Consider the following 20,399-nt stretch of genomic DNA (forward strand, 5'->3'; position numbering starts at 1 on the left):
CTTTTTCGGGATGCGAGAGAGTCGAGAGGTCGGGAAGAGGGGCAAGTTTTACCATGACCGGCATCATGCCCGGATATCGGAATGTTTACAATTGCGCGTTTACAACGGTCAGGGCTAAACAGTTACTTTGCTTCTTCAATTCTTCACGATATTCCATACACTCATGCAGTGCGCCCAATACGCGTTCTATTTTTGACATATTTTCTTCAGATAATAGAAACGTTTGGCCGCGAAAGACGCCTGATCCCGTTTTGTCGATGAACATGACGTCAGGCCCCATGCTGATCTTTACCCTGATCGTGTTGAAATCGATCGCGCCCCTCCTTGATGCGGCTTTTTCGGCTCTGTTGACCGCAATATCCAGATTCCCGATTGCAAGTGCAAGATCGCGATATCTCTCTTGCGTGTACTCTAATCGGCCTAACGGCGTACAAGTTTTCGGAAAAGAACGCATGGTACTCGGCCGTTCGGAGATGCTATAGATAGGTTCATAGCAAATCTCCCATGCCGGCGGCTTCGTCACCTCATCTGACGCAATCGAGAAGGAGGAAACAAAAAACATGCAACTCACAATAAGATGTTTTGTCATTTTTTCAATGGATGCTCATAGCCAGCGTTGTAGGCTGTTGGCCGAGGCATTTTATAGAAATCGGTAATAGGTCGTTCGTTCATCAGCACATTTTTCATCTTCAAAGAAAATAGCGCCGCATACCACCACAATTGTCTCCATACGAAGCATCGCCCAAGTCTTGCTCAGCGCTATTGCATAGATCGTGACATGCTCAATGCTCGCCACAGCGTGACAAGGACCGGCCCAGGGGGCCGGTCCGAAGCCGCTCCTTTCTGTATTGGTCGCCCTGCTCCGACGGTCGGCTACCTGGCGCGCCATGCTTGATCGCCTGCGCCAGTGGCGCGAGGTCCGCTCACCCGTTTCTACGTCGGCAAACCTCGCGCCATCCACAGGCCCGCAGCAGCTCCCCGCCCGCCCGGACCCCCTCTGTTTTGGTGTAATATGCGACACTTGCGACCTTTTCAGACTGGACCTGGCTGATGAAATTTGTATCCACCATCGTTGGATTTATTCTGTTTATCCTGTTTTTCGGCTTCGCCCTGAAAAACACGCAGGAAGTCGACCTGCATTTTTTCCTCAATTACGAACTGCGCGGCCCCCTGGTGCTGATGCTGCTGGGCTTTTTTGTGGCCGGCGCTGCCCTCGGCATCCTGGCCGTCACGCCCACCGTGTTCCGCCACCGCCGCGAAACGTCGAAGCACAAGAACACCATCGTCGCCCTGCAAACCGTGGCGCGCACCACTGTCGCCCAGCCGCAGCCGGACAGCGTCAGCACGCAGCAGTAACCCGGCAGTCACCCCGCAGTCACCCATCTGAAAAACCAACAAAAAGAACCGCATGGAATTAGAAACCTGGATGTTGCTTGGCATCCCCTTGTTTTTCGCCCTGGGATGGATCGCCGCGCGCGTTGACATCAAGCAACTGCTGTCCGAATCTCGCACCTTGCCGCGAGGATATTTTCGCGGCCTGAATTTTCTGCTCAACGAGCAGCCCGACAAGGCCATCGACGCCTTCATCGACATCGTCAAGCTCGATCCTGAAACGGTGGAGATGCACTTCGCCCTCGGCAACCTGTTCCGCCGCCGCGGCGAGATCGAGCGCGCCATCCGCGTACACCAGAACCTGCTCTCGCGTCCCGACCTGCCGGCCGACGAAAAGGCCCACGGCCAGTACGAACTGGGCATGGATTACCTCAAGGCCGGCCTGCTCGATCGGGCCGAGGAAACCTTCAACCTGCTGCTCGACACGCCCTACGGCGCCCAAGCGCGCCGCGCCCTGCTCGAAATCTACCAGCGCGAAAAAGAATGGCCGCGCGCGATCGAAGCCGCACTCGGGCTGCAAGAGTCGGGCGCCGGCGCGCGCCAGAAGGAAATCGCCCAGTTCTACTGCGAGCTGGCCCAGGATGCGCTGGTCCACATGCACACCGACGACGCCCTGGCCCTGCTCGACAAAGCCCTGCAGGCCGACCGCAAGAATGTGCGCGCCACCTTGTTGACCGGCGACGCCCAACTGGTCAGGGATGATGTCGAAGGCGCGCTGGTGACCTGGCGCCGCGTCGAACAGCAAAGCGTGCCGCACGTGGCCCTGGTCGCGCAGCGCCTGATGGATGGCTACCGCAAGGTCGGCCGTCCGCAGGAAGGGGTCAACCTGTTGCGCTCCTACCTGGCCGAAGCGTCCTCGATCGACCTGATCGAAGTGGTGTTCAAGGCCGTCATCGAACTCGATGGAGTGGACGCGGCCAAGCAGTTGATGATCGATGAACTGCGCCGCAATCCGACCCTGCTCGGCCTCGACAAACTGCTCGAAGCGCGCCTGATGGACGCCCCGGCCGATGTCTGGGAAGAGCTGTCGATGGTGAAGAACCTGGTGCGCGGTTACACCCAGAAGCTGGCGCGCTACCAGTGCAGCCACTGCGGCTTCAAGGCGCGCCAGTTCTACTGGCAGTGCCCGGGATGCAGCCGCTGGGAGACCTACCCGCCGCGCCGCACCGAAGAACTCAATGTCATGAATTAGACGTAACCGATTAAGCGTAACCGAACGATGACCAATCTCACCGCCACGCCCGCGCGCCTGCTCAGCGCCGACAGCCATCCCTTCATCGCCGCGCCCGACCTGGCCGCGGTGCGCATCCTGGTCGTCGGCGACGTAATGCTGGACCGTTACTGGTTCGGTGACGTCAGCCGCATCTCGCCCGAAGCGCCGGTGCCGATCGTGCGCATCGAAAGGCGCGAAGAGCGCCTGGGCGGCGCCGCCAACGTGGCGCGCAATGCGGCGGCCCTCGGCGCCCACTGTGGCCTCTTGGGCGTGGTCGGGGCCGACGAGGCGGGCGAGCAGGTCGCGCAGCTGCTGGCCGAGTCGCGCATCGACAGCTACCTGCAGCGCGACGCCGCCATTTCCACCATCATCAAGCTGCGCGTGATCGGCCGCCAGCAGCAACTGCTGCGCATCGACTTCGAAGACGCCCCCACCGACACCGTCCTGCGCGACAAGCTCACCCAGTTCAACGCACTGCTGCCCGATTTCGACGTGGTGATCCTGTCCGACTACAACAAGGGCAGCCTGGTGAACGTGGCGCACATGATCGAGGCCGGCCGCGCGGCCGGCAAGATCGTCATGGTCGACCCCAAGGGCGACGATTTTTCGCGCTACGCCGGGGCCACCGTGCTCACGCCGAACAAGTCGGAGTTCCGCCGTATCGTCGGCAGCTGGTCGTCCGAAGAACAGCTCACCACCAAGGCCCAGGCCCTGCGCACCGAACTGCGCCTGGACGCGCTGCTGCTCACGCGCTCGGAAGAGGGCATGAGTTTGTACACCGCCCACGAGGTGCTGCACATGCATGCCGACGCGCGCGAAGTGTTCGACGTTTCCGGCGCGGGCGACACGGTCATCGCCACCATGGCCTCGATGCTCGGCGCCGGCATGCCGATGGCCGACGCCATCATGACGGCCAACCGCGCCGGCGGCATCGTCGTAGGCAAGCTCGGCACGGCGACCGTGACGCGCGAGGAACTGTTCGGCCTGTAGAACAGCCGGGCCTGCCTACACGATTGGCGTTTCGCCGTTCTGATAGCGCTCAATCGGAGCGGTCAACATTGTGCCGGGTCATCCGTTAGCTTGTTGGGGCCGCACCCGCGTCCCTCTAATCTGAAGGAGACACAACATGATCCGACAATTGATGCTGGCCATTGCAACACTGGTGGCCGCGATGAGCATGGCGTTTGCCCAGGTCGATGTGAACAAGGCCGATGCAGCCGCACTCGACAGTGTGAAGGGCATCGGCCCCTCTACCTCCAAGCTGATCCTGGAAGAACGCACCAAGGGTGGCGAGTTCAAGGACTGGGCCGACTTTTCCAAGCGCGTCAAGGGCGTGGGCGACAAGCGCGCGGTGAAGCTCTCGCAAGCCGGCTTGCAGGTCGCGGGCAAGCCGTTTGACGGCGCCGGCGCCGCGCCAGCGACGGCGGGCAAGGCCGCAGCGGCCGCCAGGCCCGCCACAGCGGCCAAGCCGGCGCAGGCGCCCGCCAAGATGTAAGCGCCGTGCGTCTCGCCAAAAAACCCGCCGCCAACGCCGCGGGTTTTTTTCATGGACGCAGCTTGCGCGAGCGTGGTTTTTTCGCTGTATGGACGCACTTGCGCGCGCAGGGTCGTGAGAAGATAACGACGCATAGTTAACTGTCGCCGTCGCAAAGGACCTCTCATGGCATCTGTTCCGTTCACCACACCCCTGCTTGCCACCCTGATCGCCACCGTCGCTTCCGGCGCCTGCGCCGCCGCTCCGGCAAGCCCCGACCTTGCGCGCCGCCAGGCCCAGGTCGATAAAATCGTGGCCGCTATTTCGCCGCAGCGCATCGAAGCGCATGTGCGCAAACTGGTCGGCTTCAAGACGCGCCACACCATGTCCGATACGGTCTCGGAGACGGCCGGCATCGGCGCCGCGCGGCGCTGGATCAAGATGGAGCTGGAACGCTGCGGCGGCGCCGCCGGCGGGCGACTGCAAGTGAGTTTCGACAGCCACGTCACGCCGGTGTCGGCGCGCATTTCGCGTCCGACCGAGATCGTCAACGTGGTCGCGACCCTGCCCGGCACGCAGGCGGCGTCGAAGGAACGCATCTACGTCGTCAGCGGCCACTACGACTCGCGCAATACCGAGATCATGGACGCCAGCGGCGAGGCGCCCGGCGCCAACGACGACGCTTCCGGCACCGCCGCCGTCATGGAAATGGCGTGCGTGATGGCGCGCCACCAGTTCGACGCGACCATCGTCTTCATGGCGGTGGCGGCCGAGGAGCAGGGCTTGCTGGGCGCGGCGCATTGGGCCGAACAGGCCAGGCTCAAGAACCTGAACCTGCAAGGCATGTTCACCAACGATATCATCGGCAGCTCGCGCGCCGACGATGGCCGCGTCGATGACAGGCAGGTGCGCCTGTTCGCCGAATCGATCCCGGCGACCAAAGAGAACAGCGACAGCAATCGCGCCCTGCTGGCGACCGGCGGCGAAAACGATTCCACCTCGCGCCAGCTGGCGCGCCATGTGAAGGAAGTGGGGGAGCGTTACGTGCCCGGGTTTACGGTCAATGTGATCCAGCGGCGCGACCGTTACCTGCGCGGGGGCGACCATATGCCGTTCCTGGAGCGCGGTTATGCGGCGCTGCGCTTCACGGAGCCGAACGAAGACTTCACGCACCAGCACCAGAACGTGCGCAAGGAAGGCGCGCTGCAGTATGGCGACCTGCCCGAGTTCAACGACTACAACTACATCGCCAACGTGGCGCGGGTGAATGCGGCGGCGCTGGCGACCTTGGCGCTGGCCCCGGCCGCGCCGCAGAAGGTGCAGATGCGCACCGCGAAGCTGGAAAACGATTCGTCGCTGGTATGGCAGGCCAACGGCGAGCCTGACCTGGCCGGCTACCGCATCGTCTGGCGCGACACCACGGCCGCGCAGTGGCAGGGAGCTTTGTTTGTGGGGAATGTGACCGAGGCAACCGTCAAGCTGTCGAAGGATAGCTACTTCTTCGGGGTGCAGGCGGTGGACAAGGATGGCAATGTGAGCGTGGCGACGTATCCGGCGCCGCTCAGGTAAAAAACTCCACCGTCGTTCCCGCGCCAAGGCGGCACTCGGCGGGAACCCAATCTCGTAGATCAGCCAGTGGCTGCGGCACAAAATTGGGTTCCCGCTTGCGCGGGAACGACGGTGGTAGCGCAAGCGACGGTGGTGGTAGCGGGAATGACGGTGGTGGTAGCGGGAACGACGGTGGTGGTAGCGTGAACGACGGAGCTGGCGACGCAAATAACAGCGCCTACTTCACCGCCAGATATGCATGCAACTGCGCCACCACCGCCGCGCCTTCTCCCACGGCCGCGGCCACGCGCTTGGTCGACCCGGCCCGCACATCCCCGATCGCAAACACGCCCGGTACCGTGGTCTCCAGGTTCCCGTGCAGCGAGCCGTCCGGGTTGAGCATCTGCCCCGTCACCCGGCAGCGCGCCATCATCACATCGGTCCCGGTCATCACGAACCCATGCTGGTCGACCTGCACGCCGCAATCGCCCAGCCAGCCCGAATTCGGATCGGCCCCCACGAACAGGAACACGCTGCGCACCACGTGGCTTTCTTCCTGCTCGTCGCGATGCTGCCAGCGCACGCCGCTCAGGCGTTGCCCGTCGCCTTCCAGCCTGGTCAAGCTGGTATGCGTGTGCAGCACGATATTGGGCGTCGCCGCAATCCGCTCGATCAGGTAGCTCGACATGCTCGCCGCCAGCCCCTCGCCGCGAATGAGCATGTGTACCGTCTTCGCGTGCCCCGACAAGAACACGGCCGCCTGGCCGGCCGAATTGCCGCCGCCGACCAGCACCACATCCTCGCCCTGGCACTGGCGTCCTTCCAGCGGCGAGGCCCAGTAATACACGCCGCAGCCTTCGTACGCGGCCAGGTCGGCCAGGTCCGGCTTGCGGTAGCGCGCGCCGCAGGCCAGCACCACCGCGCGCGCCTGTACCTGCCCGCCATCGGCCAGCGACAGGCGCAGCGGATACTGGTCGCACAGCAGTTTGTCGGCGGCGGCCGGAATGGCCACCTGCGCGCCGAATTTTTGCGATTGCACAAACGCCCGCCCGGCCAGCGCGCGCCCCGAAATCCCGGTCGGGAATCCCAGGTAGTTTTCGATGCGCGCGCTGGCGCCGGCCTGGCCGCCGAAGGCGCGGTTTTCCACCACCAGCACCGACAGGCCTTCCGACGCCGCATACACCGCCGTCGCCAGGCCGGACGGGCCGGCGCCCACCACCAGCACGTCGTACACCTTGTCCGGGTCGAGGTCGGGCAGCATGCCGAGGCAGTACCCCAGTTCGGCCAGGCTCGGATTTTTTTTCACCACGCCGTCCGGGCACACCACCAGCGGCAGTTCGTGCGGGCCGGGTTGGTACATGCGGATCAGCGCTTCGGCGTTCGGGCTGGTGGCCGGGTCGAGCACCATGTGCGGATGGCCGTTGCTGGTCAGGAAGGTCTGCAGGCGGAACAGGTCGGCGCTGCCGGCCGGGCCGACCAGCACCGGCGCGCTGGTGCCGGCTTCGATCAGGCCCACGCGCCGCAGGATCAGTGCGCGCATGATGCGCTCGCCCAGCTCGGCCTCGGCCACCACCAGCGCGCGCAACGCTTCGGGCGTGACGATCAAGGCCTCGACCGTGCCGGCCGCGTGCGCACTCACCAGCGCCGGGCTGCCCGACAACTGGCCCACGTCGGCCGTGAAGTGGCCCGGCCCGTGTTCGACGATCGTGTGGCTGTTGCCCATGCCGTCGCACTGGCTGATGCGCACCCGGCCCGAGAGGATGATCATCATGCCGGGGTTGCCGCCGCCGGCGACGAAAATGGCTTGCCCGTCGTCCCAGTGCCCCTCGCTGCCGAAACGGCGCAGGCGCGCGATCTCGGCGCCGGTCAGGACCGGGAAGATCTGGTCGCGGCGCGTCTCGTACTTGCTCAGCGAGCTCTGGGCGCGCTCCTGGATGCTGTTGTCGGGGATGAAGTCGGGGGCGGGCAGGGTGCTCATGGGCGGTTCGCTATGGGAAGGTGGTCAACCCTCAGTCTAGCAGCAAGCCAGGGCAAACTACAGCAAGCTGACCCGTCTCATACGGACCAGGGCGTCGTGGATTAGAATGATGTTTTGTCGAACCGCAAAGAGTAACCCATGCCTTACATGACCATCGAAGATACGATCGGCAATACCCCGCTGGTGCGCCTGGTGCGCCTGCCGGGCGCCGACGCAGCCGCGCGCAACAACATCATCCTCGGCAAAATGGAAGGCGACAATCCGGCCGGTTCGGTCAAGGACCGCGCCGCCATGTCGATGCTGCGCCGCGCCGAAGAACGCGGCCAGATCAAGCCGGGCGATACCCTGATTGAAGCGACCAGCGGCAACACCGGCATTGCGCTGGCGATGGCGGCGGCGATCCGCGGCTACAAGATGCTGTTGCTGATGCCCGAGTACCTGTCGATCGAGCGGCGCCAGAGCATGGCCGCCTACGGCGCCCAGATCATCCTCACGCCCAAGACCGGCGGCATGGAATACGCGCGCGACATGGCCGAGCAGCTGCAGCGCGACGGCAAGGGCATCATCCTCGACCAGTTCGGCAACCTTGACAACCCGCGCGCCCACTACGAGTCGACCGGTCCCGAGATCTGGCGCGACACCAATGGCGGCGTCACGCATTTTGTCAGCGCCATGGGCACCACCGGCACCATCATGGGCGTGTCGCAGTATTTAAAAGAGCAAAACCCGGCGGTCCAGATCATCGGCGCCCAGCCCGAGGACGGCTCGCAGATCCCCGGCATCCGCAAGTGGCCCGAAGCCTACCTGCCGAAAATTTTCGACAAGGCGCGCGTCGACCAGGTCGAGAGCGTGAGCCAGGCCGCGGCCGAGCAGATGGCGCGCCGCATGGCGGCCGAAGAGGGCATCTTCTGCGGCATTTCGGCCGCCGGCGCCTGCGAGATCGCCCTGCGCGTCTCGCAGACCGTGGAAAACGCCACCATCGTGTTCATCGTGTGCGACCGCGGCGACCGTTACCTGTCGACCGGCGTGTTCCCCGCATAAACCCGGCGCGGCGCAAGCGCGCGGCGCAAGCGCGTGGCGCAAGCGCGCGGCGCAAGCGCGTGACGCAAGTGCGTGACGCAAAAACAAACGCCTTCCACCGCGAACGGGGCGGACCCGTTCATGGTGGAAGGCGTTTTTGTGCTTCCCGTGCGCCGCCCCCCACAGGGCAAGGCACGGGCTTATCCGGCGCGGCCTGTTCGGCGCGGCCGGACCGATCCGGCGATTACGCTGGATCGCCTTCTTTTGGCTTGAACTGCTTGTCGCTGATGCGGAACTTGTTGCGGCGGTCGCCCATCAAGTAGCGCAGGTCGCGGATCGACAGGTCGCTCACTTCGTGCATGCGGATCAGCAGGGAGGCGCCGACCGGCAGGCGGTGGTGGCGGATCTTCGAGATCACTGGCGGCGCCACTTCCAGCGCGCGCGACAGGGCCGCATCGTTCTTGAGACGCAGATTTTCAATCAGCGTGTCGAGTAAACGATTTGGGTTGTATTGCAGCAGATCATCGGAGTCCGAATCGCTGTTCATATCAATGCCGACTTGGTTTGTCATGATGTCAATAATTCCTATTGTGAGTGGTGCTGCTAAGTCAAACACGCGGAGCTCTCGCTGCTGGTCAACCACCGTCGAAGTGCGCTTGCGAATTTATCTTGGGTAACACTTTTTAAAAAATATACACAATTGTACAACGTTTTGTAATCTAATACCGATAAGCAATAACAGATTACAAAATGATGTCGGTTGTGTTGTCTGATCGCAACATAGCCGCATTGCAATTCTCTCACAAAATCACCGAAAAACTAATTGTTTTCCCAGAAAACTTAAGTGTAAGACAATTTAGATGCATCCGCCGCACAATTCTAAAGAGAACTGGCTTATTAGCAACATGTTTCTGAGTATATTAACGCAAGAGGCATTTCTATGGGGCACGAATGGATATGCGGCGGCATACGCGGGACCCGCGCGCACCCGCTGTGCGCGTCACAATCGGCCCGAAAACATGCTCTGGTCGTTACATTCTTTTACAAAGTTTCCGCTGAGGCAAGAGCCTGTCCAGGCCGGTTTTGACGGATTGCGCGGCCTAATTCGATCACCGACATGGCGTAGAAGTAAGAACGGTTGTATTGCGTAATAGCGAAAAAATTATCGGTGGCGATGCGGTACTCGGTCGGGTCGGGATCGTTGGGCAGGTCGATCAGGCCAAAACGCTGGTTCGCAGGCAACACGGCGCTGGTGCTGACACCGCCCGCGCGCAAGTCGTCGGCACGGAACTTGGCCGTCAGGCCCTGGTTAAGGAAACTTTCCCACGCCCGGTCCTCGGACACGCTGGCCGGATACACGAGCGCTCCGGTCTGCTTGGCCTGCCAGCCGTGCTGGACCAGGAAGCTGGCCACGCTGCCGATCGCGTCCACCGCCGAGCCGCGCAGGTCGATGCGGCCATCGTTGTCGTAGTCGACCCCGTAGGCCAGCACGCTGCCGGGCATGAACTGCGGCATGCCGATGGCGCCGGCAAACGAACCGAGCATCGAGAGCGGCGCGATATTGGACTTGCGCGCCAGCACCAACGCGTTTTCCAGCTCGCCGCGGAAGAAGGCCATGCGCGCGGCCCGGTTGGGCGCCTCGGGATAGGCGAAGGCCAGGGTGGTGAGCACGTCGAGCACGCGGAAGCGCCCCGTCTGGCGCCCGTAGATGGTCTCCACGCCGATGATGCCGACGATGATTTCGGCCGGTACCCCATACTCGGCCTCGGCGCGCGCCAGCACGGCGGCGTGCTGGTTCCAGAACGCCAGGCCGGCCTTGATGCGGACCGGCTCGATCGTCACCCGGCTGTAATTCTGCCAGTTCTTGGGCTTGCCCTTGGGCGCCGGCTTGACCAGCTGGACGGCGGTATCGATGTAGCGGATCTGGCCGATCAGCGCAGCGAGCTCGGCGCGCGGAAAGCCGTGCCGCAGCGCCACTTCGTCGGCGAAGGCGTTGACCGCCTCCGATTCGCTGAAGACGACGGCGTCGCCGGCCTCGGCCGCCGTCAGCGCGGCGCCGGCCACAGCGGCTGGCACGGCCACGGAAGCGGCGGCCTTGCGCGCGCCCTTGGCCCCGGCCTTGGCCTTGGCCCCGGCCTTGGACTGGACACTTTTCTTGCCGGGTTGTTTGGCAGGCGCAGCCTGGCTCAGGGGACTTGCCGACACGGCAAGTGCCAGCAAGAGAGTAGTAAATTTCATTAAATGTTGTTCAGCAAACTTTTCAGGGTGGAGGCGAGCCCGGGAGCGGGCGGCCGGGCACTGTATTTGTGTGTACTGTAGAGGGCCAGGAAGCGCTTGATGGCGGCGATCTTGTCCTGCGCCAGCCTGCCTTGCGCGAGCCGGGCGGCGTAGGCGTTGGGGCCTTCGTCGGCGGCGCGCGCCATGCCAAGCTGGCTCATCCTTCGACACAGGGCCGAGTATAGCGCATCGACCGGGTCCGTCCCGCGCCGCAGCCGTACGGCGCGCCACAGCAGCGACAGCGCGCCGATGGCGGCCAGGATGGCGAGGCTGCGCCAGTGCGCCAGGCCGAGCTTGAGGCTCTCGAGCAAGCCGCTCTGGCGTTCCGGCGTGTAGTTCAGCACCCACTGGTTCCAGCCATTGTTGACGGCGTCGAGGCGAAAGCGCAGTTGTTCGAGCAAGGCGTTGCGCTCGCCGCTCAAGCCGAGCAGCCCGCCCAGGCCGGCAAAAGCGGGCGGATTTTGCGCCAGCGCGCTCGACAGGCCGCGCTGCACCCGTTCCGGCGCCACGGCGGCGGTGGGGTCGACCCGCAGCCAGCCACGCCCGGCGATCCAGACTTCGGCCCAGGCGTGCGCTTCCGACTGGCGCACCGCCAAAAAGCCGTCGATGGGATTGAATTCGCCGCCCTGGTAGCCCATCACCACGCGCGCCGGCACCCCGGCGGCGCGCATCAGCACCACGAAGGCGCTGGCGTAGTGCTCGCAAAAGCCGGCGCGTGTCTTGAACAGGAAGTCATCGACCGAGTCGCGCCCCAGCAGCGGCGGCTGCAGCGTGTACGAAAACGGTTGCGTGGTAAACATCGTCAGGACTGAACGGACGCGCTCGTCCGGATTGCGCACCGTCTGGCCGATGCTGGCGCCGATCAGCAGCGCCTGCGGATTAAAGCCCGCGGGCAGGTCCAGCCAGCGCGCGCGCTCGGCCAGTTCGGCGGTGGCGCCGAGGCTGTAATCGATGTGCGAACTCATGTCGTAGCGCACGCGCTTGTCGAGCGCGTAACTGGCCGACAGTTCCATCTCGTTCGACACATGCGCCGGATTGCCGTCCAGGGCCGGCAGGCGGTCCGGCAGGTCGAGCGCGAACAGCCAGTTGTTCGACGAGGGCTCCAGGGTCAGTTGATAGCGGATCGCCGGCCCGCGCACGCTCATCGAAATTTCCTCGGCCACGCGGCGCGGCGCGCGCCGCAGCTTGGTCCAGGTGCGCCCGTCGAACTCGCCCAGCACCACGCCGCGCCAGTACAGCTGCGCCTTCGATGGCGGCGGATCGAGAAAGCGCACCTGGAACACCGGATCGTCCGACTGCGCCAGGTTCGACATATTCCCCGGCGCCATGCTGTTCGACAGGCCCATGCGCCCGCCCTGGGCGTCGCTCGGCATGCCCCACAGCGGCCCCTGGATGCGCGGGAACAGCACGAACAGCACGATGGCCAGCGGCGCGGCCAGCAGGAACACGCGCGCGCCCATCCACAGGCGCCGGCCCAGCGGCGGCACCGCGCCGGTGAACTGGAACGACAGCTGCGCGGTGAGCAGCGCAATGATCGAGGCGACCATCATCAAGGCCGTGCCAATGCTCTGCGAGTAAAAGAAATTGGTCAGCACCAGGAAGAACGACAGGAAGATCACCACGAACAGGTCGCGCCGCGCATGCATTTCCAGCATCTTGAAGGCCACCAGCAGCACCAGCATGGCCACCCCGGCGTCGCGCCCGAACAGGGTCTTGTAACTCATGAACACGCCCGCCATGGCCGCCACCGACAGCGGCAGCAGCAACAGCGCCGACGGCATGCGCGTGCCGCGCAGGGTGGCCATGGCGCGCCACAGCAAGGTCAGGCCGCACAGGGCCGACACCCACAGCGGCAGGTGGCCGGCATGGGGCGAGAGCACCATCAAGGCCGCCACCAGCAGCAGCAGGGTGTCGGCCTTGTCGCGCGGTAGCTGGGCGAGCAGGCCGCTCATGCCCGCGCCTGGCGCCTTGGTCTTGAGCGCGCTCATGGCGCCTCTCCCAGGCCGTGCAGGGCCAGCGCGCGCAGGCAGGCCGCCTGGTGCGCTTCGCCGCTGGAGGCCTCGAAATCGATGGCGCCGATGCGGAACGCGTAGGGCAGGGCGCGCTGTTCGGCGTCGAGCACCCAGCGCGTCATGCGCGACAAGCGCAGCTCCAGGTTCATGAAGGTGGGCATGGCATTGAAGTCGAGTACCAGCTCATCGATCGCGCCGCCTTCGAAATGCTTGGTCACCAGCTGGCCGCCGTCGGCCGGGTCGAGCCGCGCGATCTGGCGCCATGCCATGTGGCGCATCGGATCGCCCGGCTGGTAGCTGCGGATGCCGGCGAAGTCGTCGTGGCCGGCGTGGCCGTGGCCGTCGGCGCTCTCGACACCCGAGATCGGCAGCGGCGGCGCGTTTTCTTCGGGGAAGGGATAGACCAGGGCGGACAGGTCCGGCTGCCAGTAGCTCCAGGCGCGCAACAGGCCGAGCGGAAACCGGGTGGACAGGCGGATGCGCGGCGCCGCCAGCCAGCCGCGTTCGAGGCTCGGCGCCGACAGGATCACCGCGCTGCTGGCGCCGGCCGCCACGTCGGTGACGTGGCGCGCTTCGCCGGCCTCGATGAAGTCGATCCACAGTGCATACCGGTCCAGCTTGGTGCGGTTGACCACGTGCAGTTCGAACTGCGCCACTTCGCCCGCGAACACCGGCTGCGCGCGGCCCGGGCGCAGGTGCAGGTGCGCCATGTTTTTATAGGTCAGGAAAATGTCGACCATGGCGCAGGTGCCCATGGTGAAGGTCAGCGCAAAGCCCAGGCCGAGCGAATAGTTGATCGAACCGATCAACAAGGTCAGTATCAGCGCGGCGAATCCCATGCCGGCGCCGCTGGGCAGGATGAACACGCGGCGCTGCGCCAGGAAGGTTTCGCCCGGGTCGACCCCGCGCTTCTGGAACAGCCAGGTGTCCGCCTTGGCGCGTAGCGAGGCGGGAATGAAACGTGTCAGCAAGGCGGCCATTGCCTCACACCGGAACCGATTTCTGCAATTGCAGGACCAGGTCGCGGCTGGCCAGCGCCACCCCGTGCGCCGACTTCAAGGGACGCAGGCGGTGCGCGCACACCGGCACCAGCACCGCCTGGATATCTTCCGGCACCACATGGTCGCGCCCTTCCATGGCGGCCCAGGCGCGCGCGGCCTGCAGCAGCGCGATCGCGGCGCGCGGCGACAAGCCTTCGGCGAACATGCCGTTCTGGCGCGAGGCCTGGGCCAGCGCCTGCACATAGTCGATCAGCGAGGCCGAGGTGTGGATCTCGCGCAGCGCCTTTTGCGCCACCGTCAGTTCGGCCGGCTGCATGGCCGCCGGCAAGGTCTTGAGCATGCTGCGGCGGTCCTCGCCCATCAGCAGCGCGCGTTCGGCGGCGGCGTCGGGGTAGCCGAGCGAGAGGCACATCAAAAAGCGGTCCAGCTGCGACTCGGGCAGCGCGAAGGTGCCCACCTGGTGCAGCGGATTTTGCGTGGCGATGACGAAAAACGGGGCCGGCAGGGCGCGCGTGACGCCGTCGGCGGTCACCTGGCGCTCTTCCATCGCTTCAAGCAGCCCGGATTGGGTCTTGGGCGTGGCGCGGTTGATTTCGTCGGCCAGCAGCACTTGCGTGAAGATCGGGCCCGGATGGAACACGAAGCCGTTTTTTTCGCGTTCGTACACCGAAATGCCGGCCACGTCGGCCGGCAGCAGGTCGCTGGTGAACTGCACGCGGTTGAATTTGAGGCCCAGCGAGATCGCCAGCGCGTGCGCCAGGGTGGTCTTGCCGACACCGGGCACGTCTTCGATCAGCAGGTGGCCGTTGGCCAGCAGGCAGGTCAGCGCCTGGCGCACCTGCAAGTCCTTGCCGACGACAATCTGGCTGACCTGGCGGGCGACGGCGTGCATCTTGTTGAACATGGCGGTTATCTTTACAGTGTGCGGTGGGTGGTCGTGCGCACCGGCGTGGGGCACGGCATGGTAGATTAGCGCCTTCGGCACCACTACTGCGTCATCACGACCCGTTTCTCCAAGATTCTATGCGAGAACGGCGTTTCCGGTGCAACATTGATGACGCCGCTAATGAAATCACGCACATGAGCACAGCCATTTACAGCCACCCCGATTGCAGCCGCCACGACATGGGCGAATGGCATCCGGAGTCGCCCGCGCGCCTGCAGGCGATCGAAGACCAATTGATCCTGGCCCGCATCGATGGCCTGGTCGAGCGGCGCGAGGCGCCGCTGGCCGACATTCCCGCCATCGGCCGCAATCACACCCTGGAAGCGATCGCGCTGGTGCGCGACAATACGCCCACCACCGAAGGCGCTGTGTATCCGCTCGATGGCGACACCTCGCTCTGTTCGCACAGCTACCAGGCGGCCCTGCGCGCCGCCGGCGCCGCGCTGGCCGCCACCGACGCGGTCATCGCAGGCAGCATCGCCAACGCCTTCTGCGCCATCCGCCCGCCCGGCCACCACGCGCTGCCGACCGAGCCGATGGGTTTCTGCCTGTTTAACAACGTGGCCATCGCCGCGCGCCACGCGCTCGACTCGCACGGCCTGGCGCGGGTGGCGATCATCGACTTCGACGTCCATCACGGTAACGGCACCGCCGAATCGTTTCGCGACGATCCGCGCGTGCTGATGGCCAGTTTTTTCCAGCATCCGTTTTATCCGTACACCGAGCCGGAACCGCAAACGGCCACCTGCGTGAACATTCCGGTGCCCGCGCGCAGCGGCGGCGACGTGGTGCGCAAGCTCGTCACCGAGCACTGGCTGCCGGCGCTGCACGATTTCAAGCCCGAGATGATCTTCATTTCGGCCGGCTTCGACGCCCACCGCGAGGACGATGTCGGCGGCATGGGCCTGGTCGAAGCCGATTACGCCTGGATCACGCGCGAAGTGATGACCGTGGCGCGCCTGTACGCGCAAGGGCGCATCGTCAGCTGCCTGGAAGGGGGCTACAACCTGTCGGCGCTGGGGCGCAGCGTGGCGGCGCATATCAAGGTATTGGCCGAGCTGGAGTAGCCGCATTCGCCCGATTTACGGCGCACCGGGCCAGCCCCCGGTAAAATAGCGCCTTAAACGAGAATTCCGAAAGCACAGCATGTCGATACAATGGTACCCGGGCCACATGAACGCCGCCCGCAAGAAGGCGGCCGAACAGATGGAGAACACCGATCTGGTGATCGAGGTGCTCGACGCGCGCCTGCCCGAGGCGAGCTGCAACCCCATGGTCGAGGAACTGCGCCTGTTCCGCCAGCGTCCCTGCCTCAAGATCCTCAACAAGGTCGACCTGGCCGATCCGGCCGCCACCGCCGCCTGGAGCGCCTACTACAACGCCCAGGAAGGCGTGACCGCCTACGCCATGACCACCAAGAAGCCGGGCGACGTGGCCAAGATCCCGGACCTGTGCCAGTCGCTGGCGCCGCACCGCGGCGTGCCGACCAAGCCGCTGCGCATCATGATCATGGGTATTCCCAACGTCGGTAAATCGACGCTCATGAACGCGCTGCTGAAAAAGAAGGTGGCCAAGGTGGGCGACGAGCCGGCCGTGACCAAGATGCAGCAGAAGCTTTACCTCGGCAAGAACATCATCCTGGTCGATACCCCCGGCATGCTGTGGCCGAAAATCGCGCTCGCCAGCGATGGCCTGATGCTCGCCGCCAGCCACGCCATCGGCTCGAACGCCCTCATCGAAGATGAAGTGGCGGTGTTTTTGGCCGACGAACTGCTGGCGCGCTATCCGGCGCTGCTCACCGCGCGCTATGGCTTCAAGACCGACGGCATGGACGGCATCGCCGTGGTCGAAGGCGTGGCGGCGCGGCGCGGCTACCGCCAGAAGGGCGGCGACCTCGATTTCGAAAAAGCCTCGCACATCTTCCTGCAGGATTACCGCACCGGCGCGCTCGGGCGCATCAGCCTCGAAACGCCGGAAACGCGCGCCGTGCGGCTGGCCCAGCACGCGGACGAGATGGCGGCCAAGGCGGCCAAGGCAGCGGCAGTCGCGGCCGAAAAAGCGGCCAATTCGGCGCGCGGCAAGCGCGGTACCTGACTCATGATCGCCTTGTCCGGGAAATCCGGAAGGGCTTTCGAATGGAGCTTCCCATGCATGCAGCGCGTCCCCCTACGATCTATACCGACACCAGGCAGCTTGCATGGATGTTGCTGCCGTCAAGCGCGATCGTCATCGCCTTGGGCGCGCGCGCGCTCAGTGAAGGCGAGAAGGGCTTTGCGGCCTTTTTCCTGGCGCTCGGGGTGTGGGCCGCCGTGATGTGCATTTGCCAGTTTGCGAGCAATGGCAAGCAGGCGTCGATGACGGTCGGCGACGAGGGCGTCAGTTTTGCCGATGGCACTATTGTCGCTTTCCGCGATGTCGAGAACATCACCGTGATGGAGCAATTCGGCCAGATGCCGGTGCAGTGCCTGTCGATTATCTTTGACGTGGGGCCGGAAGTGCCGGTCAAACAGGGCGGGCGCAGCGTGCGCAGGTCTTTTATGTTGTCGCATGTGTACGGCAATATCAGCTTCGTCGGCAAGCGCAGGATGTTTTGCTTCATGACCCCGGGCTTGCGCATCATGGGCGGCAAGAGGCAGAACGACGACGACGTCAGCGCCGAATTGTTCGGCCGCTTCGAGGCGTTTCAACAGCGCTGAAGCACCATTGTCCTGGCGCTGCGCCTATTTGGCGCTGTTCAAGGTCGCCAGCTCCGCTTTGATGGCCCTGGCTGCGGCGTTCCTGCCCTGGCGGGCATACAGCGCCGCCAGGCTGTTCAAGCTGGCCACCAGCATGGCGTCATCCCGCGCGCCGCCGGCGTGTTGCCTGGCCATTGCCACCAGCGCCGTGTAATGCTCGCCCGCTTGCGCCAGCTTGCCCTGCGCGGCCGCCAGGTCCGCCAGTTCGAGGCGTGCCTCGAGCGCGTTCGGATGATCGGCGCCCAAGTCCTGTTCGGCGATCGCGTACGCGCTTCTCTGGAGCTGCTCGGCTTGCGCCAGCATGCCCCTGGAGCGCAGCAGGACGCCAAGGCCATACGAGGCATGGCCGACCAGGGGCGAGTTGTCCGACTTTCTATCTTTCAACAATGCCAGGGCGCGGCGATACTGCGCCTCCGCCTGGTCCAGCCCTTGCTGGCTGTAATACAGCTCGCCCGATGAAATCAGCAGGAAAATGAGGTCATTTTGCTGCGTGAACATCTCGCTGCGCGCCGCATCGAGGGCGCGTTGCCGCGCCGGTTCGCCATCGGCCGCCGCACTCGCGGGAGCGCTCTCAAGGCGAGTCAAGGCTCCCGCCAGGCCCGCTTGCTTCGCCTGCGCCGCGCGCAACTGCTCGTCCATCTTCCCGATGGCGCCCGCGAGGTCGCCGCGCCGGTACAGGGCGAGCACGCCGCCCTCGTGCTCCAGCGGCGACAAAGCCGCTACCTCGCGCTTGCGGCCGGTGGCCGCGAACAACTGGCGGGCGCGCTCGCGCTGCTTGTCGCCCTCGTCCATGCGCCCCAGGGCGTACAGCGCGGCGGCGTGTTCATTGAGCGCGCCGATCAACGCGCCCGCGTGCGCCGCCGCGCCGCTGTCGATATGGCGCAGCGCCGTGCGCGCGTAGTGCTCCGCCATGTCGAAAGCGCGGTAGCGGTAGGCCAGATCGCCCAGGTCGAGGTACAGCGCCGGCTCTTGCGCGCCGAGCGCCGGCGCGGCCGCCAGCGCGGCCGCCATCCGTTGATACAGCGGCGCGGCCTGCGACGCCTGCCTGTTGACGCGATACAGCTTGGTCAGGTCGCTCATGATGCCGATGGTGACAAGATGGCGGTCACCGGCGGACCCGGACGCCATGCCCAGGGCGATGCTGTACAAGGTTCGGGCGCCGTCGCAGTCGGTTTGCCGATGATATCGTTGGGCCTGTTGCCTGATGCGCGCGGCCAGTTCGACCGACGGCTTCTGTCGCTCCCAGATGCCGCTCACGATCTTCGTCGTGGCCGCCGATTCGGTAAAACGTTCACGGCTAAATTGAACCAGTGCCAGGGTTTGGATGGCATCCACATTGGCCAGGTCGGCCTTCATCAGGCCATGCTTGACGGCCAGTCCGGTGAGGGGCGCCATGGCATGCGCCCGCAGGCCCGGCCGCTCCGCCGAATTGCGCGATTCACAATGAAACGATGTCAGCGCGCGCTGCTCCGCCCCGACGGCGCACACGGGCAGGCAGAGCGCCAGGGCGAGAATGTGCTTCATTCGAGCGAGAAGACGAAACGGCTTCCGCCATAGCCGCGCACAGGCTTGCCATTGATCGTCGCCGGGCGAAATTTGCAGGTCAGGAAACCGGCCAGTGCAGCGTTGTCGAGCTTGCGGAACCCGCTGCCGCGTGCGATGGACTTTTTCAGGATCATCCCATCCGCGGCAATCTTGAACCAGACGTTGACCGTGCCGGTTTCGTTATCCCGCACCGAGTCGTTGGGATAATACGGCTTTTCGCATGCGTCGAACGAGACCGGCTCGGCGGATTGTTCGACGCGCGCAAAGCGCGGCACGAAGGGGCGCACGGCGGGGGCGACGGCCGCCGTGACAACCGGCTTGGCCCTGGCGGCGGCGGCCGGCGGCGACGCTGCCGCCACGGACAGGACGAGCGCGGCGCATGCTTGCTTGTGTATTTGCATGCAGCGATTATAGCGCGCAGCGCCGCCGGCATCAGGCCCCGGATTTACAAGAAATAGTTCGACGAGGTATTTACGGAAGGGAAAGGTGAAACGCGGCGATGTAAAGACGCCATGCATTATCAGCGGGGCGCGGGCGAATACTTGTCATTCATTAAACTGATATACTTCGCGCCATTTTTAATGGATTCTATATGAATCAAACGCGTCCTCCGATTGCTTATACCGATTCCAAATCGTTTGGTTACTGGGCCATCGTGCTGGGCGCCGCCGTTGGCGTGATCGGCATTTTCTCCTTCGTCAAGCAGATCAGCATGGGCCTGGGCGCCATCATGTCCTTTTGCGCGGTGTATATGTTCGCAGCGGCGTTTTTTCATTTGACGATGAATGGCAAGCGCACCGTGATCACCGTCAGCGACGACGGCGTCGCTTATGAAGGCGGCCTGTATGTGCCATTTTCCGATGTCGACAAGATCTGGGCCGGCAATCCGTTTCCGACGATTCCCGGCGATATTCTCAATATCGTGCTGCATCTGAAGCCGGATGCGCCGGTAAAGCAGGCCGGACGCGGATGGAAAGCCATCTTCTTCCTCACTTATGTCGGCGGCAATATCAGCATGATCGGCAAAAAGAAAATGATCAGCTTGATGACGCCCGGGCTGCGTCCGGTCAGCGGCCAGAAAATGGATCAGGATGACATCCTGGAAGACCTGTTCGAGCGCTTCGACGACTTCCAGAACCGCTGAGCGAACAGCAAAGAATTGACTTTTGTTCAACTATCAAGCCTAATGCGTGGGTCGTGCAAACGATTTCAGAGCGGCTGATGGTTGACTGATCGTCCTGAGCACCGGACTGCCGGT

Annotated in this window: 19 protein-coding genes; 10 read left to right on the plus strand and 9 right to left on the minus strand. The window is 64.4% G+C overall.

Annotated features, from left to right (window positions below; translation table 11 throughout):
• Positions 1–85: 85 nt before the first annotated feature.
• Complete coding sequence (locus F1735_RS25740; RefSeq protein ID WP_167239588.1) at positions 86–562, minus strand: hypothetical protein; 477 nt, start codon at positions 560–562, stop codon at positions 86–88.
• Positions 563–1,050: 488 nt separating this feature from the next.
• Between F1735_RS25740 and F1735_RS25745 the strand changes: the two genes are divergently transcribed.
• From F1735_RS25745 to F1735_RS25765, 5 genes are all read left to right on the plus strand, one after another.
• On the plus strand, positions 1,051–1,356 hold the full coding sequence (locus F1735_RS25745) for a LapA family protein (RefSeq protein ID WP_167228262.1): 306 nt from the start codon (positions 1,051–1,053) through the stop codon (positions 1,354–1,356).
• 52 nt (positions 1,357–1,408) lie between these two features.
• Positions 1,409–2,584 carry a lipopolysaccharide assembly protein LapB gene (gene lapB / locus F1735_RS25750; protein ID WP_167239589.1) on the plus strand — a complete coding sequence of 392 codons (1,176 nt, stop codon included), beginning with the start codon at positions 1,409–1,411 and terminating at the stop codon, positions 2,582–2,584.
• 27 nt (positions 2,585–2,611) lie between these two features.
• A complete protein-coding gene (rfaE1, locus tag F1735_RS25755; protein WP_167239590.1) occupies positions 2,612–3,595 on the plus strand; it encodes a D-glycero-beta-D-manno-heptose-7-phosphate kinase in 984 nt (327 codons plus the stop codon).
• 136 nt (positions 3,596–3,731) lie between these two features.
• Positions 3,732–4,100 carry a ComEA family DNA-binding protein gene (locus F1735_RS25760; RefSeq protein WP_167239591.1) on the plus strand — a complete coding sequence of 123 codons (369 nt, stop codon included), beginning with the start codon at positions 3,732–3,734 and terminating at the stop codon, positions 4,098–4,100.
• 165 nt (positions 4,101–4,265) lie between these two features.
• Positions 4,266–5,648 carry a M20/M25/M40 family metallo-hydrolase gene (locus F1735_RS25765; protein ID WP_167239592.1) on the plus strand — a complete coding sequence of 461 codons (1,383 nt, stop codon included), beginning with the start codon at positions 4,266–4,268 and terminating at the stop codon, positions 5,646–5,648.
• 217 nt (positions 5,649–5,865) lie between these two features.
• Here the strand turns inward: F1735_RS25765 and F1735_RS25770 are convergent, their stop codons facing one another.
• On the minus strand, positions 5,866–7,605 hold the full coding sequence (locus tag F1735_RS25770; protein WP_167239593.1) for an FAD-dependent oxidoreductase: 1,740 nt from the start codon (positions 7,603–7,605) through the stop codon (positions 5,866–5,868).
• Between the two features lie 138 nt (positions 7,606–7,743).
• Between F1735_RS25770 and cysM the strand changes: the two genes are divergently transcribed.
• A complete protein-coding gene (gene cysM / locus F1735_RS25775; RefSeq protein WP_167239594.1) occupies positions 7,744–8,646 on the plus strand; it encodes a cysteine synthase CysM in 903 nt (300 codons plus the stop codon).
• Positions 8,647–8,869: 223 nt separating this feature from the next.
• Here cysM and F1735_RS25780 read toward each other — a convergent pair whose 3' ends face one another.
• The 5 genes from F1735_RS25780 to F1735_RS25800 form a co-directional block, all read right to left on the minus strand.
• On the minus strand, positions 8,870–9,172 hold the full coding sequence (locus F1735_RS25780; protein WP_229505962.1) for a hypothetical protein: 303 nt from the start codon (positions 9,170–9,172) through the stop codon (positions 8,870–8,872).
• A 494-nt stretch (positions 9,173–9,666) separates the two neighbouring features.
• A complete protein-coding gene (gene mltB, locus F1735_RS25785) occupies positions 9,667–10,863 on the minus strand; it encodes a lytic murein transglycosylase B (protein ID WP_167239595.1) in 1,197 nt (398 codons plus the stop codon).
• A complete protein-coding gene (locus tag F1735_RS25790) occupies positions 10,863–12,890 on the minus strand; it encodes a transglutaminase TgpA family protein (RefSeq protein ID WP_229505963.1) in 2,028 nt (675 codons plus the stop codon). The genes mltB and F1735_RS25790 overlap by 1 nt, the downstream gene beginning before the upstream one ends.
• Positions 12,887–13,894, minus strand: coding sequence for a DUF58 domain-containing protein (locus tag F1735_RS25795; RefSeq protein WP_167239596.1), 1,008 nt, complete (start codon positions 13,892–13,894; stop codon positions 12,887–12,889). The genes F1735_RS25790 and F1735_RS25795 overlap by 4 nt, the downstream gene beginning before the upstream one ends.
• Before the next feature lie 4 nt (positions 13,895–13,898).
• A complete protein-coding gene (locus F1735_RS25800) occupies positions 13,899–14,819 on the minus strand; it encodes an AAA family ATPase (RefSeq protein WP_167239597.1) in 921 nt (306 codons plus the stop codon).
• Positions 14,820–14,995: 176 nt separating this feature from the next.
• Here F1735_RS25800 and F1735_RS25805 point away from each other — a divergent pair, with 176 nt between their 5' ends.
• The 3 genes from F1735_RS25805 (at position 14,996) to F1735_RS25815 (ending at position 17,557) form a co-directional block, all read left to right on the plus strand.
• Positions 14,996–15,928: a histone deacetylase family protein gene (locus tag F1735_RS25805; protein WP_167239598.1), complete on the plus strand. Its 933-nt coding sequence runs from the start codon at positions 14,996–14,998 to the stop codon at positions 15,926–15,928.
• A gap of 106 nt (positions 15,929–16,034) precedes the next feature.
• Positions 16,035–16,955, plus strand: a complete 921-nt coding sequence (gene ylqF, locus F1735_RS25810) for a ribosome biogenesis GTPase YlqF (RefSeq protein ID WP_229505966.1) — start codon at positions 16,035–16,037, stop codon at positions 16,953–16,955.
• Positions 16,956–17,008: 53 nt separating this feature from the next.
• Positions 17,009–17,557, plus strand: coding sequence for a hypothetical protein (locus F1735_RS25815; RefSeq protein ID WP_167239600.1), 549 nt, complete (start codon positions 17,009–17,011; stop codon positions 17,555–17,557).
• Between the two features lie 24 nt (positions 17,558–17,581).
• Here F1735_RS25815 and F1735_RS25820 read toward each other — a convergent pair whose 3' ends face one another.
• Both F1735_RS25820 and F1735_RS25825 read right to left on the minus strand, forming a co-directional pair.
• Positions 17,582–18,991, minus strand: a complete 1,410-nt coding sequence (locus F1735_RS25820; RefSeq protein WP_167239601.1) for a tetratricopeptide repeat protein — start codon at positions 18,989–18,991, stop codon at positions 17,582–17,584.
• Positions 18,992–19,116: 125 nt separating this feature from the next.
• A complete protein-coding gene (locus tag F1735_RS25825; protein WP_167239602.1) occupies positions 19,117–19,659 on the minus strand; it encodes an energy transducer TonB in 543 nt (180 codons plus the stop codon).
• Positions 19,660–19,733: 74 nt separating this feature from the next.
• Between F1735_RS25825 and F1735_RS25830 the strand changes: the two genes are divergently transcribed.
• A complete protein-coding gene (locus F1735_RS25830) occupies positions 19,734–20,285 on the plus strand; it encodes a hypothetical protein (RefSeq protein ID WP_167239603.1) in 552 nt (183 codons plus the stop codon).
• Positions 20,286–20,399: the final 114 nt, after the last annotated feature.

The organism is Massilia genomosp. 1, assembly GCF_011682185.1.
Classification (GTDB): Bacteria; Pseudomonadota; Gammaproteobacteria; order Burkholderiales; family Burkholderiaceae_D; genus Telluria_A; species Telluria_A rubra.

What these genes read in the sequence shown, in the direction of transcription:
- rfaE1 (WP_167239590.1), top strand. Translation starts at nt 2,612, where the DNA reads ATGACCAATCTCACCGCCACGCCCGCGCGCCTGCTCAGCGCCGACAGC.
- lapB (WP_167239589.1), top strand. Translation starts at nt 1,409, where the DNA reads ATGGAATTAGAAACCTGGATGTTGCTTGGCATCCCCTTGTTTTTCGCC.
- F1735_RS25795 (WP_167239596.1), bottom strand. Translation starts at nt 13,894, where the DNA reads ATGGCCGCCTTGCTGACACGTTTCATTCCCGCCTCGCTACGCGCCAAG.
- cysM (WP_167239594.1), top strand. Translation starts at nt 7,744, where the DNA reads ATGCCTTACATGACCATCGAAGATACGATCGGCAATACCCCGCTGGTG.
- F1735_RS25790 (WP_229505963.1), bottom strand. Translation starts at nt 12,890, where the DNA reads ATGAGCGCGCTCAAGACCAAGGCGCCAGGCGCGGGCATGAGCGGCCTG.
- F1735_RS25805 (WP_167239598.1), top strand. Translation starts at nt 14,996, where the DNA reads ATGAGCACAGCCATTTACAGCCACCCCGATTGCAGCCGCCACGACATG.
- F1735_RS25825 (WP_167239602.1), bottom strand. Translation starts at nt 19,659, where the DNA reads ATGCATGGCGTCTTTACATCGCCGCGTTTCACCTTTCCCTTCCGTAAA.
- F1735_RS25770 (WP_167239593.1), bottom strand. Translation starts at nt 7,605, where the DNA reads ATGAGCACCCTGCCCGCCCCCGACTTCATCCCCGACAACAGCATCCAG.
- F1735_RS25760 (WP_167239591.1), top strand. Translation starts at nt 3,732, where the DNA reads ATGATCCGACAATTGATGCTGGCCATTGCAACACTGGTGGCCGCGATG.
- F1735_RS25815 (WP_167239600.1), top strand. Translation starts at nt 17,009, where the DNA reads ATGCATGCAGCGCGTCCCCCTACGATCTATACCGACACCAGGCAGCTT.
- F1735_RS25820 (WP_167239601.1), bottom strand. Translation starts at nt 18,991, where the DNA reads ATGGCGCCCCTCACCGGACTGGCCGTCAAGCATGGCCTGATGAAGGCC.
- F1735_RS25830 (WP_167239603.1), top strand. Translation starts at nt 19,734, where the DNA reads ATGAATCAAACGCGTCCTCCGATTGCTTATACCGATTCCAAATCGTTT.
- F1735_RS25740 (WP_167239588.1), bottom strand. Translation starts at nt 562, where the DNA reads ATGTTTTTTGTTTCCTCCTTCTCGATTGCGTCAGATGAGGTGACGAAG.
- F1735_RS25765 (WP_167239592.1), top strand. Translation starts at nt 4,266, where the DNA reads ATGGCATCTGTTCCGTTCACCACACCCCTGCTTGCCACCCTGATCGCC.
- F1735_RS25800 (WP_167239597.1), bottom strand. Translation starts at nt 14,819, where the DNA reads ATGTTCAACAAGATGCACGCCGTCGCCCGCCAGGTCAGCCAGATTGTC.
- F1735_RS25780 (WP_229505962.1), bottom strand. Translation starts at nt 9,172, where the DNA reads ATGAACAGCGATTCGGACTCCGATGATCTGCTGCAATACAACCCAAAT.
- mltB (WP_167239595.1), bottom strand. Translation starts at nt 10,863, where the DNA reads ATGAAATTTACTACTCTCTTGCTGGCACTTGCCGTGTCGGCAAGTCCC.
- F1735_RS25745 (WP_167228262.1), top strand. Translation starts at nt 1,051, where the DNA reads ATGAAATTTGTATCCACCATCGTTGGATTTATTCTGTTTATCCTGTTT.
- ylqF (WP_229505966.1), top strand. Translation starts at nt 16,035, where the DNA reads ATGAACGCCGCCCGCAAGAAGGCGGCCGAACAGATGGAGAACACCGAT.